The organism is Cocleimonas flava (assembly GCF_004339015.1).
In the GTDB taxonomy this organism is placed as follows: Bacteria; Pseudomonadota; Gammaproteobacteria; order Thiotrichales; family Thiotrichaceae; genus Cocleimonas; species Cocleimonas flava.
Window position 1 is genome coordinate 941,354 of record NZ_SMFQ01000003.1, and the last position, 13,613, is coordinate 954,966.

Below are 13,613 nucleotides of genomic sequence, written 5' to 3' on the forward strand. Positions count from 1 at the left end.
TTCAAATCAGTATTAATAAAATACTGATTACAGACGATTTATTCACTGGACATTACCTTTACGTAAACGTAATGTAGCACCAGTTGTAAAGCGCAGAAAAATCTAACAATTAGAAAGACCAATACCCGCTAAAAAGGTCTCGCAAATATCAAACCCATCATTTGGACATTGAGAAGGAGCTCTGGGAATGGCAGACACCCCCATAGAAACAAATAAGATTAATAACGATTTAGATACCTTCCCAAAACTATTATTGGATCATGCCAAAAAGCGTCCTAACAAAGACGCCATCCGTGAAAAAGATTTAGGCATCTGGCAATCATGGACATGGTCAAAAGCCGCAGAAGAAATAGCAGCATTAGCTAATGGCTTAGCGTCTCTGGGATTCAAACGAGGAGACAAACTAGCGATAGTGGGAAATAACCGCCCTCGCCTCTATTGGGGTATGTGTTCGGCACAAAGCCTAGGCGGAATACCTGTTCCGGTTTATCAAGATTCAGTCGCTGATGAAATTCAATATGTATTAGATCATTCAGAAGTGCGTTTTGCGTTGGTAGAAGATCAGGAACAAGTAGATAAGATGCTTGAGATCTATGACAGCTGCCCAGCCATGGAAACCATCATTTATGATGATCCCCGTGGTTTAAGAGATTATGACAAAACTCATTTATATGACTTTGAAAAACTTCAAGATATTGGAAGAGAATTCGCCAAAGAAAACCCTGATTATTTTTTACAGGAAGTCAATAAAGGTTCTGGCGAAGACATAGGCATATTCCTTTATACCTCAGGAACCACGGGCAAGCCGAAAGGCGTTGTCATGACCAATAACAACATTCTGATTACTGCTAGAAACAGTGTTAAGTTTGACAATTTAACCGAAAACGAAGAAATCGTTTCTTACCTACCAATGGCTTGGGTTGGTGATCACATCTTTTCTTACGCACAAGCGTATGTCACCGGATTCTGTGTTAACTGTCCAGAAAGTACCGAAACAGTAGCTACCGATTTAAGAGAAATTGGCCCTACTTATTACTTTGCTCCTCCACGAGTATTCGAAAACATTTTAACCACTGTAACCATCAGAATGCATGATGCCAGTAAGCTTAAGCAGAAAATGTTTAATTACTTCATGGGCGTTGCCAAAAAAACCGGTGTTGACATGCTTGATGGTAAGCAAGTCACAGCCAAAGAACGCTTCTTGTATTGGTTAGGAAATATTCTGGTTTACGGTCCACTAAAAAACACCATGGGTTTCAGCCGAATACGCTTAGCTTATACAGCTGGTGAAGCTATCGGGCCTGAAATCTTTGACTTCTTCCGTTCATTAGGAATTAACGTCAAACAACTTTATGGTCAAACAGAAGCTGCTGTATTTATCACCATGCAACCCGATGGCGAAATATTCGCTGATACTGTTGGTATCCCTGCCCCCGGCGTTGAAGTAAAAGTGAATGACGATGGTGAAGTAATTTACCGTGGACCTGGCGTCTTCCACAGCTATTACAAAAATGAAGAATCAACAAAAGAAACCAAAAATGAAGAAGGCTGGGTTCTTACAGGTGATGCTGGTTACTTCGCTGATAATGGCCACCTAAAAATTATCGACCGTGCCAAGGATGTAGGTAAGTTTGTTGACGGCACTATGTTTGCGCCGAAGTATATTGAAAATAAACTGAAATTCTTCCCGCACATTAAAGAAGTCGTAGCTATTGGCGATGGTAAAGATCATTGCACCGCGTTTATCAATATAGATTTAGAAGCGGTTGGTAACTGGGCTGAACGAAATAATGTGGGCTACGCGAGTTATCAAGAATTGGCAGGTCATGAAGAAGTTTACAAAATGATGTTAGAAAGCATCGAGCAAGTAAACAAAGATCTATCGACCGATAGTTTGATGTCCAAATCTCAAATACACCGTTTCCTCATACTGCATAAAGAACTCGATCCTGATGATGGCGAGCTCACTCGTACAGGTAAAGTCCGAAGGCGTATTGTTGCTGAAAAGTACAGTGTATTGATAGACGCTTTATATAACGGCTCAAAGGATTGCTACATCAATACCGAAGTTGCATTTGAAGACGGCCGTAAAGGATCTATCGAGGCAACACTCAGAATACAAGAGGCAGAAACATATACCCCTGCCCCAGCAACCAAGGGGGCAAACTAATGGATCAAGATAATAGAATTGGTGACACATTACTTGAAGTTAAAAACATATCGTTATCATTTGGTGGTGTAAAAGCCCTTACTGATATCAGTTTTGACATCAAAGAAGGTGAAATACGCGCGATTATTGGTCCGAATGGTGCCGGTAAAAGCTCGATGCTGAATGTTATTAACGGCTTCTACCATCCTCAAGAAGGTGAAGTCTGGTTCCGTGGCAAAAAACGCGAATCGATGAAGCCTTATCAAGTAGCAAGACAAGGTGTAGCTCGTACCTTCCAGAACATCGCTTTGTTTAAAGGAATGTCGACACTGGACAACTTGATGACGGGCTGTATCACACACATGAAAACCAATATCTTTTTGCAGGCAATCTGGAAAGGCCCTGCTGAAAGAGAAGAATTAGAATTCCGTGAACGCGTTGAACACATCATAGATTTTCTTGGTATTCAAGCCATTCGTAAAACACCTGTAGGCAGACTGCCTTACGGTATGCAGAAACGAGTTGAGTTAGGTAGAGCATTAGCTGCTCAGCCCAAGCTATTGTTATTAGACGAGCCAATGGCCGGCATGAACCTCGAAGAAAAAGAGGATATGAGTCGCTTCATTCTGGATGTTAATGATGAATTCGGAACAACCATTACCTTAATCGAACATGATATCGGCGTGGTGATGGACTTATCAGACAGAATCGTAGTGCTTGATTACGGTTGCAAACTCGCAGATGGAACGCCGGATGTGGTGCGTAATGACCAAGCCGTAATTGATGCATATTTGGGGGTGAGTCATGATGACTAATATAACTTTAACTCAAGTTTTAAATACACACGCAAGGAGCCAACAATGAGTCCATTATTTCTCAATGCACTTGAGGTTATCTTGAATGGTCTAATGGCCGGAATCATGTACTCTCTCGTCGCTTTAGGATTTGTTTTAATCTTTAAAGCATCAGGTATATTCAACTACGCTCAAGGCGTTATGGCATTATTTGCCGCACTTACACTGGTTGGCTTTCAAACGGGACAAGTTCCCTTTGCCCATCTGATTAATGCCATGTTCGGTACCGAAATTCATCACTGGGGAAGCGGCATGAACACCTTCCTCGCGATCATCCTGACGATGATTGTGATGATTATCTTTGCCTGGCTATTAGAAAAAATAGTCCTCAAACACATGGTCAATCAGGCGCCTATTATCCTGTTTATGACAACCATAGGATTAGCGTACTTCATGGAAGGTTTTGGCGATCTTATGTGGGGCGCTGATATCAAAACCATGGATGTAGGTTTACCTTCTGGTGGTTCTCTCTGGCTAGAAGATTTCACCAAAGGCTGGGCGGCAGAAGGCACAGAATATTACGGTATGTATATTGATGTATTAGATGTATGGGCCGCAGGTATCGCCATATTACTGGTTATTGCACTTACCCTATTCTCGCAATACACAAAAACCGGACGTGCTTTACGTGCCGTAGCAGACGATCACCAGGCAGCATTAACCGTAGGTATATCTCTTCGAACTATCTGGATAATCGTTTGGTCACTCGCAGGCTTCGTTGCATTGGTTGCAGGCATCATGTGGGGCTCTAAATCCGGTGTTCAATTCTCCTTATCTTTAATCGCACTGAAAGCGCTTCCCGTATTAATACTTGGTGGGTTTACATCTATCCCCGGAGCAATCATCGGCGGCTTAATTATCGGTGTGGGTGAGAAATTATTTGAATTTTCAATTGGCGGCATGATTGGTGGAGCAACCGAAAACTGGTTTGCTTATGTTCTGGCTTTAGCCTTCCTAATGTTCAGACCACAAGGTCTGTTCGGCGAAAAAATCATAGAGAGGGTTTAATCAATGTTTTATAGAGAATCTGGGGATTTCAAAACCAATTACGCTGATGATCAGCAGTCCTTTCCAATAAAGTTAGATCGCTATGCGGTATGGGTACTGCTTGCCTTTGCTTTTTTTGTAGTACCTTTTTTCATCAACGACTATTGGGAAAAATCTGTATTAGTACCCTTCCTTGTTTGGTCAATGGCTGCGTTGGGTTTAAACATTCTAACCGGATATTGTGGTCAGGTAAGTTTAGGAACTGGCGGTTTCATGGCAGTAGGTGCCTACTCTTGTTATAAATTGATGATCGCCTTTCCGGGTTTGAATATCTTTTTTGTCGTTATTCTTGCAGGCATTATCACCGCCATCGTCGGAATCGCCTTTGGACTGCCCAGTTTAAGGATTAAAGGTTTCTACCTGGCTGTTGCCACATTGGCCTCGCAATTCTTCTTGATCTGGATGTTCAATAAAATCCCGTGGTTTTACAACTACTCATCATCAGGAATGATCACGGCCCCAGAGCGTACGATGTTTGGTATAGCTATATCAGGGCCATCAGCACCCTCCTGGGCAACCTATCTATTCTGTTTAACCCTGGTAACCATATTTGCCTTTATTGCGCGAAACCTGACCAGGGGCCGAATAGGTCGCGCATGGAAGTCTATTCATGACATGGATATCGCGGCAGAAATTATAGGAATCCCACCACTACAGGCAAAATTATCTGCATTTGCGGTGAGTTCGTTCTATATAGGTATGTCAGGGGCGATGTTATTTGGTGTATACCTTGGTTCAGCAGAACCGGGCGAAGCCTTTGGTATCGACAAATCATTCTTAGTGTTATTCATGGTTATCATCGGCGGGCTTGGCAGTATTTTAGGATCTTTCCTGGGTGCAGCATTCCTGATACTGGTACCTGTTTTAATGAAGAATATCATGGTTGGTGCGTTTGGTTGGCCAGCCGATTTAGCAGCACATCTTGAACTATTGTTTATAGGTGCGTTGATAATGTTTTTCCTAGTCGTTGAACCTCATGGGCTTGCACAGCTATGGCGTATGACGAAAGAGAAATTACGACTCTGGCCGTTCCCCCATTAGGTCAGGAAGTGAAAAAGGCGTCAGTGCAGTGTAATAGTTATTTAAATAAATACATTGACGATTAGTATGTTTATAAGAGGAGTAAATATGAAAATAAAACAATTTGGTGCAGCTCTTGTGGCAGCAACGATACTGGCGACATCTGTCCCTGTAGCGGCTGACCTTACATTCCCAATGCTTAGTTATCGTACTGGACCTTACGGGCCTAACGGAGCTGAGTTTGCAGATGGATACGCAGATTACTTCACATTATTGAATGAACGTGATGGTGGAATTGGCGGCGCAAAGATCCTGACACCTGAATGTGAAACTGCCTATAACACCGCTAAGGGTGTTGAGTGTTATGAATCTACCAAAGAAGGCGCTTTGATTTATCAGCCACTTTCGACCGGTATTACATATCAGTTAATTCCTAAAGTAACGGCTGACGATATTCCAATGCACACAATGGGTTATGGTCGTACATCAGCTGCTAACGGTAAAGTGTTCAGTCACGTATTTAACTACCCTGCTAATTACTGGGATGGCGCGTCAGTTATTATCAAACACATTTCTGATGAAGAAAAAGGTGATTTGAAAGGTAAGAAAATTTCTCTTGTTTACCATAACTCTGCCTACGGTAAAGAGCCAATTCGTACACTGGAAGAACTGGCTAAAAAACACGGTTATAAGTTAACGCTCATTCCTGTAGACCATCCTGGTCAAGAGCAAAAATCACAATGGCTTCAACTTCGTCGTGACCGTCCTGATTACATCATCATGTATGGTTGGGGTGTAATGAATCAGGTAGCAATCAAAGAAGCGACTAACATTCGCTTTGATATGAGCAAGTTCATCGGTATTTGGTGGTCAGGTTCTGAAAATGATGTATTACCAGCTGGCGATAAAGCAAACGGCTATAAAGCGGTTACGTTCCATGGTGTTGGTGATGACTATCCAATATTTGAAGAACTTAAAAAGTATGTGAAAGATACAGGTAAAGCAGCCGGTGACGGTTCTAACCTTGGTACAGCTTTATACAATCGTGGCATGTACGCAGCAATGCTTGCAGCAGAAGCGGCCGCTAACGCGCAAAAAATCCACAACACCAAAGATCTTACAGGTGCACAGATGCGTGACGGTATGGAATCTCTCAAGATTGACCAGGATCGTATGAAAGCACTTGGTTTAGAAGGATTTGGTCCTGAAATCAGTGTGACTTGTGCGAATCATGGTGGACCTGGTTTAGGTGCTATCCAGCAATGGGATGCTAAAGCGAAGAAATGGTCATTAATTACTGACTTCGTAGAATCAGATCGTTCAGTGATTGATCCATTAATCGCAGAAGACTCTGCAGCTTACGCTAAAGAAAATAGTATGAAAGAACGTGATTGTAAGTAAATCATAGTAACAAGCTAAATTAAGCTACTGCAATAACAAGTAGTCTTTAATCTGGGAGAGCCTCCTTTTTAACGGCGGCTCTCTCTTAAAAAAATTCATTTTATAACCCTAACCTGGTGATAGTTAATTATGTCGACAGAAAACAATATCCTCAGCATTAAGAATATCGAAGTGATTTATGATCACGTCATTCTTGTACTTAAAGGGGTATCCCTAGATGTGCCTAAAGGTGGAATCGTAGCTCTACTAGGTGCTAACGGAGCTGGCAAAACAACTACCATCAAATCCATATCAAACATTCTTAAAACAGAACGTGGTGAAGTTACCAAAGGCTCTATCACTTTTGAAGGCGAACAAATCCAGGACCTCTCCCCTACCGAGTTAGTTAAAAAAGGTGTGGTACAAGTCATGGAAGGCCGTCACTGTTTTGAACATTTAACGGTAGAAGAAAACCTGTTAACCGGTGCTTACATCCGTAAAGATGGTCGCAAAGCCATCGCCGAAGATCTGGAAAAAGTATATACATACTTTCCACGCCTAAAAGAACGCCGCAAAAGCCAGGCAGGTTATACCTCTGGTGGAGAGCAACAAATGGTTGCTGTTGGTCGCGCGCTCATGGCAAAACCCAAATTAATCCTACTGGATGAACCATCGATGGGATTAGCCCCTCAGTTGGTTGAAGAAATTTTTGAAATCGTAAAGTCTTTGAATGAAAAAGAAGGCGTTACGTTTTTACTCGCCGAGCAAAATGTCTCGGTCGCATTACGCTACGCAACCTATGGTTATATTTTAGAAAATGGCCGTGTGGTTATGGATGGCGAAGCCAAAGCACTTTCTGAAAACGAAGACGTTAAAGAATTCTATCTCGGACTCAGTGATGGTGATAAGAAAAGCTTCCGCGATGTTAAACACTACCGTCGTCGTAAACGTTGGTTAGCGTGATAAACCATTAAATAGCCTAATAAAAAAGTGCCTCAAAGGTGGGGGGTGTCTTTTTTACTTAACATTAAGCGAATATTATCAACACCTGCTATTTTATTTTATATTTAAACCGTATTTGTATTTAAACCGTTGAGACTAAAGCACTATGTCAGATTTTTACGATGCACTTGAAACCCGAGACCCAGCTGATCGTGAACAAGCCCTAATACAAGCCGTTGCAGATCAAGTCGCGCACGCCAAAGAGAATACTGCGGCTTACGCAACCGTATTAAAAGATGTAGACCCAACGAGCATTACTTCTGCGGAAGATATTGCAAAGTTGCCAATCACACGCAAATCTGAACTCATCGAACAACAAAAGACAAATCGTCCTTTTGGTGGATTAGACGCGAAAGGCATTACGCTCGCCAATATCTTTGCCTCACCCGGCCCTATCTACGAACCCGGTACAAAAAAAGAAGATTTTGCTCGATTTGCACGCTCGCTTTACGCAGCAGGATTTCGTTCGGGCGGGATCTCTCACAACTGTTTTTCCTATCACTTTACACCCGCTGGCTTGATGCTCGAAAACAGTGCGCAAGCTCTGGGTTGTGCTGTTATACCAGCAGGAACGGGACAAACTGAATTACAAGTACAAACCATTGCAGACTTAAAACCTGATAGCTATATCGGCACCCCCTCTTTTCTAAAAATCATTTTAGAAAAAGCAGAAGCACTAGGTTCTGATGTCACATCAATCGACAAAGCATTAGTCACAGGTGAAGCACTTCCACCTTCTATTCGCGCAGGTTTCGCCGAGAAAGGTATCGCGGTATATCAATGCTATTCTTCTGCTGATTTAGGTTTAATCGCCTATGAATCAGAAGCTCAGGAAGGTTTAATTGTGGATGAAGGTATCTATCTGGAAATCGTCAGACCCGGTACTGGCGACCCAGTCGCAAAGGGAGAAGTCGGTGAAGTCATCGTTACTAGCCTCAATCCAGATTACCCATTAATCCGTTTTGCGACAGGTGATTTATCCGCCATTATGGAAGGACAAAGCCCATGTGGACGCACCAACAAACGCATTAAAGGCTGGATGGGAAGAGCCGATCAAACCGCCAAAGTACGCGGCATGTTCATCCACCCGGAACAGGTTGATAAAGTTTTCAAACGCCACCCAGAATTAACAAAGGTTCGTTTGGTTGTTAGCTGGGAAAATGAAAGCGATCAACTCACCTTAAAGTGTGAAACAGATAACGCGTCTGACGAACTCAATAGCAATATAAGCAACAGTATCAGAGAAATCTGCAAGCTGCGTGGTGAAGTTGAATTTGTCGATATTGGTAGCCTTCCTAACGATGGCACGGTTATCGAAGATGCACGAGACTACGACTAGTTAATCATGATTAGGGCAACGTTGAGAATATGAACACTTTTCTTTCTCAATATAAAATACTCGATCTCTCACAATATATACCTGGTCCCTACGCGACCAGGCAACTCGCCGATCTTGGTGCTAATGTCATCAAAGTGGAACCACCAGCGGGTGATCCGATGCGACACTTCATGTCAGATTCCAATAATAAATCTGACTACTCTCCCATCTACCAACATCTCAATCGTGGCAAACGCATTGTTAATATAGACCTGAAACAAGCATCCGGAAAAGAATCGCTGAGGAAACTGATTAAAGATGCCGATGTACTCCTCGAATCTTTTCGACCCGGAGTCATGGCTCGTTTAGGGTTTGATCGGGCATCCTTAGATAAGATCAACCCGACACTGATTCATTGTGCCCTTTCAGGCTTCGGACAAAACGGTCCATACGAACAGAGAGCCGGACATGACCTGACCTACTGCGCAGTCAGTGGCGCATTGAGCAATTCAGGGACTCGCGAACGACCCGTTATGTCATTCCCACCCATTGCAGACCATGCAGGGGCAATGCAAGCCGCTAATACGATACTGGCAGCGCTATTGAGTCGCACGCATACTCATCAAGGCGCTTTCATTGATATCAGCTTGTATGAATCGGCACTGGCCTGGCAATACTTAAACTTTTATGAAAGTGCGAATAACGATAACCCACAACGCGAAACGCTGTTATTAAATGGCGGCGCGGCTTATTACAATATCTATCAAACGGCTGATGGACGCTTTATCGCCTTAGGGCCGATAGAAGCAAAGTTCTGGGTGGCGTTTTGTGAGGCTGTCTCCAAACCAGAATGGATTGATCAACAAACCGATGCTTTACCGCAAACATCACTGATTCAATCCCTAAGCGATATGTTTAAAAGCGAAACACTGTCTCACTGGAATGTTCTTTTTGAAAATGTGGATTGCTGTTACGAACCTATTTTATTGGCTGATGAAGTGGCTAAGCATCCGCAGGTTATTTCGCGGAATAATTTGAAAGATGCTAATCCACAATTTGCAGCGTGGGTAGATGGTCAGGCAGTAGAAACAGCAGATGCCCTCACCCTAATAGACAATGTGGATGATATTAACTGGGTTTACTAACGTTAAAATTATTAACAATTAGCCAAACAGAAAATAGCTCTTTATCCACCCCCCTACTTTTAAGTGACTTTTCATTTTGTTGTTTAAAAATGACCAAAGGAATCTCTGCTTTGCGGAATCATATTTATGCGGTTTCGCCTTCCCTACGGGTAAGCATTAAAAACAATGCTTTTGTCTCGTTAAATCTCGGCTCATTTTGTTTTTTTAAAAACGTAAATAGAATTTATACAAAGCTAGGCTCTTTTATAATTACTATTTAAATCTATAAAAAACAGCAAAAATCTTGTATGCTACACAACCTAAAAAATCACCAGAATTGAAGCATCGCAAGGCTTTACAAAAACGAATGATCCTTAAACCATAGAAATGACATTGTTGATCAAAGAAATTCACAGAAAACAATCGTGAATTTTCCAAACATCCCGCTAAAAAATAGTCAATTTCTCTACTTAATAATTCATTACCTTCAATCATCTTCCCATCCAAAAGAATCTATCAATAAATAGCACCTATGAACATAAGCCAAAAAGTTAGATTCAAAATGATAAGCTCTTTAGCAATGATCATGTGTAGTGGTTTTATTTCACTTCACACGGCTTATGCCCAACCGCTTAAGTTTGGATTTGGTGATACTGAAACCTACCCCCGCAAATGGAAAGAAAATGGGGAATATGTGGGCGTATATATTGATATCATCAAAGAAGTAATTTTACGTAGCGGTATCGACATAGACCTCGAACCATATCCCCATGAACGACTCCTACAATATCTGGAAGATGGTAAGTTAGATGGAGCTATCGGTTTATACAAAAATAAAGAACGCGAACAATATGCGGTTTATGTTGATATCCCGATAGCATGGTCATCAATGAGGATATTTGTCAAAAAGGAAGACCTATCCTCGATCACAGGACTCAACGACCTTAGTGGAAAAGTAATAGGAAAAATTCGAGGTGTATCTTTCAATAAGGACTTAGAAAAAGCGATTGAAGAAGGTCAATTTACCATCGAAGAAACGGCCACCTATGAACAATCTATCAAGAAGCTTCTTGCTGGAAGAATTGACGTTTTGATAGCTCCAAATTTCTCCACGCAATACCTTCTGAGAGAAATGGGTGTATCAGAAGAAATATCATTATTGCCTCTGTACTTTGAGCCCGTCAGACCCGTGTATATTCTCTTCTCCAAACCTTCGATTATCACTGATAAAATGGGCATGTTCGAGAAGATGATAGATGTACTTACCGATATGGAATATGAAAAAACATTTGAAGAAATTCAGCGAAATTTTGACTTCCATTAAATCCATCAACTTTCATTTACGCTGTTCAAAACAATAACTAAAAGCTCAAAAATAAATAAAGCCACCCCCACCTTTGAATTGATATTAGGTTTTTGTTGTTTGAAAACGTAAATAAAATTTATGCTTTGCGGGGGCACATTTTTAATCTATTACTCTAATAAACACTGAATGGCACTAGCACATTCGTTCGACCAAATTGTTTATTTCGAGCTATCTGAATCTCATCGCTTCAACCACTTTCATCAATATGTACTACAATCAAAAACCCAATAAAACATATATTCTATAAAGGTAAATTAACAATGGAAGTAAAAGGCAAAAAAGCGCTCGTATTCGGCGGCACATCGGGTATCGGTTTAGCCACAGTACAACAGCTATCTGACTTGGGCGCTGAGGTTATTGCTGTTGGTCGTAACCCGGATAAAGTCACAGAACTACCTGCAAACACCAGCGTAAAGAAATGTGATGTACTCGACAAAGAAGCCGTTCAAGCATTATTTGCAGAATGCGGCCCTATCGATATTTTAGTCAGTGCAGCCACCGGTGGCGGACGTGCAATTGGCCCATTCGCCGAAATGGATATGGATGGTTACCAAGCGTCATTCGCGAAACTCTGGGGTTATACCAATGTGGTTCGTTATGGTTTAGAACAACTCTCTGATTCCGGTGCAATCGTATTAGTCAGTGGCACACCTGCACGTTATTGCAATCCGGGACAAATCGCCATTTCATCGGTCGGTGGCGCGGTTGAAGCCTTTGTTCGTGGCGTTGCAAAAGAAATTAAGCCAAAGCGTATTAATACCGTATCGCCTGGTTTAATCGACACGCCAATGGTGGCACTTGAAGGTGAAGCGCGTGAAGCACATTACAATAAACTCACCGCAAAAAATCTAATCCCAAGGGCCGGTAAACCAGAAGAAGTGGCTCAAGGTATAATCTTCGCGATTCAGAATGATTTTGTTACCGGTACGACGATTGATGTTGACGGTGGCTTGCTACTTTCTTAATCCAATTCTGTAGATGCAATCAATACAGGGGGATGATTTATCTTAAGTCACCCCCCTACTTTGGGGCATTTTTTAAATATACTTTGATCTGAAAATAAAATATAAAATATAAAAAGTATTCGTCCTCTTTCCCAGGTAAAGAAAATCATGGCTAAAGAAATAGAAAGAAAGTTTTTGATAGATCTTAAGCTCATCGGCGATCTGCCTGATGGAAAGCTAATATCACAAGGCTTTATCGGCACCAATGATAAAACCGTGGTAAGAGCAAGAATCAAAGGTGATGAAGCCTTTCTTACATTAAAAGGAGAGGTTACTGGTTTCACGCGCTCAGAATTTGAATATCAAATCCCGGTAGATGATGCGACGAATATTATCAAGGAGCTATGTAGTGGAGGCGTTGTCGAGAAAACCAGATATGAAATTATTTATGAAAACCACACGTGGGAAATCGATATCTTTCACGGCCAGAATGAGGGCTTAGTGGTTGCTGAGGTTGAGGTTCAGTCTGAATCTGAAAGTGTATCTCTACCTAAATGGATTGTTGAAGAGGTTACAGGTGACCCGAAATATTTTAATGTTTCGTTATTGAGTAATCCTTATAGCCAATGGTAATAATTTTATGAGGCTGTAAGAGATCCAAATTATTGGATTGATGTTCAATTTAATTACTTATTCTTAGGTCACCCCCCTACTTTCGAGCACTTTTTTATTTAGATTTGAGTGGGCTTTTTCGTAGCTTGTGAACTTTGTTCTTTCCCTCGTACTTTTGGTTAACGGCTACGAGTCACTTTCTTGTCTACAGCTACAAGAAAGTAACCAAAGAATAGCCGTCCCGATAAAGCACCCTGCGGGTTCACTGCGCTTCTACTAAATAATGGGGATGAAGGGAACTCGCTCCTAACGTCGCTCAAACAACCTTCATCCTGATCCATTATTTACTGCGATGCTCGTTGCTTTCTAAGGGAATTAGGTCGTTAGATTGGACTTTGGGTTGTTTTAGTTATTTTTAGGTCACCCCCCCCCCCACTTTGAATGATATTACGTTTTTGTTTTTTGAAAACGTAAATAGAATTTATGCAGAGCTAGGCACTTTTTTTTGATTAATATTTGAGTGGGCTTTTTCGTAGCTTATGAACTTTGTTCTTTCCCTCGTGTTTTGGGTTATCGGCTACGAGTCACTTTTTTAAATCTGGCGATGTCGTTTGATCCCATTCAAACAAGCCGAGCCACGCAGATAATTAACGTTAAAGATTTTAGCTGTTTGAGTGACGTCAGGAACGAGTTCTAAAATCTAGTTAATTATCGAGTAGTGAGGGAACCGCTTGCGGCTTGTTTGTGGGCAGCCTTTTGTTTGGTTCGTTTATTTTGGCTGAGCAAAATAAATGAAC

General features: G+C 41.6%; 11 protein-coding genes. All 11 read left to right on the plus strand.

The window, feature by feature from the left end:
* The first annotated feature begins 187 nt into the window (after window positions 1–187).
* The 11 genes from EV695_RS10270 (at window position 188) to EV695_RS10320 (ending at window position 12,837) form a co-directional block, all read left to right on the plus strand.
* A complete protein-coding gene (locus EV695_RS10270) occupies window positions 188–2,170 on the plus strand; it encodes an AMP-binding protein (RefSeq protein WP_131905830.1) in 1,983 nt (660 codons plus the stop codon).
* A complete protein-coding gene (locus EV695_RS10275; protein WP_131905831.1) occupies window positions 2,170–2,964 on the plus strand; it encodes an ABC transporter ATP-binding protein in 795 nt (264 codons plus the stop codon). Before EV695_RS10270 ends, EV695_RS10275 begins: the two co-directional genes overlap by 1 nt.
* A 45-nt stretch (window positions 2,965–3,009) precedes the next feature.
* Entirely contained in the window at window positions 3,010–4,011 is a 1,002-nt protein-coding gene (locus EV695_RS10280) for a branched-chain amino acid ABC transporter permease (protein WP_131905832.1), read from the plus strand.
* Between the two features lie 3 nt (window positions 4,012–4,014).
* Entirely contained in the window at window positions 4,015–5,091 is a 1,077-nt protein-coding gene (locus EV695_RS10285) for a branched-chain amino acid ABC transporter permease (protein WP_131905833.1), read from the plus strand.
* 87 nt (window positions 5,092–5,178) lie between these two features.
* Window positions 5,179–6,471, plus strand: coding sequence for an ABC transporter substrate-binding protein (locus EV695_RS10290; RefSeq protein ID WP_131905834.1), 1,293 nt, complete (start codon window positions 5,179–5,181; stop codon window positions 6,469–6,471).
* Window positions 6,472–6,600: 129 nt separating this feature from the next.
* The gene (locus EV695_RS10295) at window positions 6,601–7,413 is read left to right on the plus strand and encodes an ABC transporter ATP-binding protein (protein WP_131905835.1); all 813 of its coding nucleotides are present in this window, start codon (window positions 6,601–6,603) and stop codon (window positions 7,411–7,413) included.
* Window positions 7,414–7,558: 145 nt separating this feature from the next.
* The gene (locus tag EV695_RS10300; RefSeq protein ID WP_131905836.1) at window positions 7,559–8,791 is read left to right on the plus strand and encodes a phenylacetate--CoA ligase family protein; all 1,233 of its coding nucleotides are present in this window, start codon (window positions 7,559–7,561) and stop codon (window positions 8,789–8,791) included.
* A gap of 29 nt (window positions 8,792–8,820) precedes the next feature.
* Entirely contained in the window at window positions 8,821–9,915 is a 1,095-nt protein-coding gene (locus EV695_RS10305) for a CaiB/BaiF CoA transferase family protein (RefSeq protein WP_131905837.1), read from the plus strand.
* A 511-nt stretch (window positions 9,916–10,426) separates the two neighbouring features.
* A complete protein-coding gene (locus EV695_RS10310; RefSeq protein ID WP_131905838.1) occupies window positions 10,427–11,218 on the plus strand; it encodes a substrate-binding periplasmic protein in 792 nt (263 codons plus the stop codon).
* Between the two features lie 302 nt (window positions 11,219–11,520).
* Window positions 11,521–12,225, plus strand: a complete 705-nt coding sequence (locus EV695_RS10315) for an SDR family oxidoreductase (RefSeq protein WP_131905839.1) — start codon at window positions 11,521–11,523, stop codon at window positions 12,223–12,225.
* A gap of 147 nt (window positions 12,226–12,372) precedes the next feature.
* Entirely contained in the window at window positions 12,373–12,837 is a 465-nt protein-coding gene (locus EV695_RS10320) for a CYTH domain-containing protein (RefSeq protein ID WP_131905840.1), read from the plus strand.
* Window positions 12,838–13,613 lie beyond the last annotated feature (776 nt).

Bases quoted from the DNA above. Each gene is read 5' to 3' on its own strand.
- EV695_RS10270 (WP_131905830.1), top strand. From the start codon at position 188: ATGGCAGACACCCCCATAGAAACAAATAAGATTAATAACGATTTAGAT.
- EV695_RS10275 (WP_131905831.1), top strand. From the start codon at position 2,170: ATGGATCAAGATAATAGAATTGGTGACACATTACTTGAAGTTAAAAAC.
- EV695_RS10280 (WP_131905832.1), top strand. From the start codon at position 3,010: ATGAGTCCATTATTTCTCAATGCACTTGAGGTTATCTTGAATGGTCTA.
- EV695_RS10285 (WP_131905833.1), top strand. From the start codon at position 4,015: ATGTTTTATAGAGAATCTGGGGATTTCAAAACCAATTACGCTGATGAT.
- EV695_RS10290 (WP_131905834.1), top strand. From the start codon at position 5,179: ATGAAAATAAAACAATTTGGTGCAGCTCTTGTGGCAGCAACGATACTG.
- EV695_RS10295 (WP_131905835.1), top strand. From the start codon at position 6,601: ATGTCGACAGAAAACAATATCCTCAGCATTAAGAATATCGAAGTGATT.
- EV695_RS10300 (WP_131905836.1), top strand. From the start codon at position 7,559: ATGTCAGATTTTTACGATGCACTTGAAACCCGAGACCCAGCTGATCGT.
- EV695_RS10305 (WP_131905837.1), top strand. From the start codon at position 8,821: ATGAACACTTTTCTTTCTCAATATAAAATACTCGATCTCTCACAATAT.
- EV695_RS10310 (WP_131905838.1), top strand. From the start codon at position 10,427: ATGAACATAAGCCAAAAAGTTAGATTCAAAATGATAAGCTCTTTAGCA.
- EV695_RS10315 (WP_131905839.1), top strand. From the start codon at position 11,521: ATGGAAGTAAAAGGCAAAAAAGCGCTCGTATTCGGCGGCACATCGGGT.
- EV695_RS10320 (WP_131905840.1), top strand. From the start codon at position 12,373: ATGGCTAAAGAAATAGAAAGAAAGTTTTTGATAGATCTTAAGCTCATC.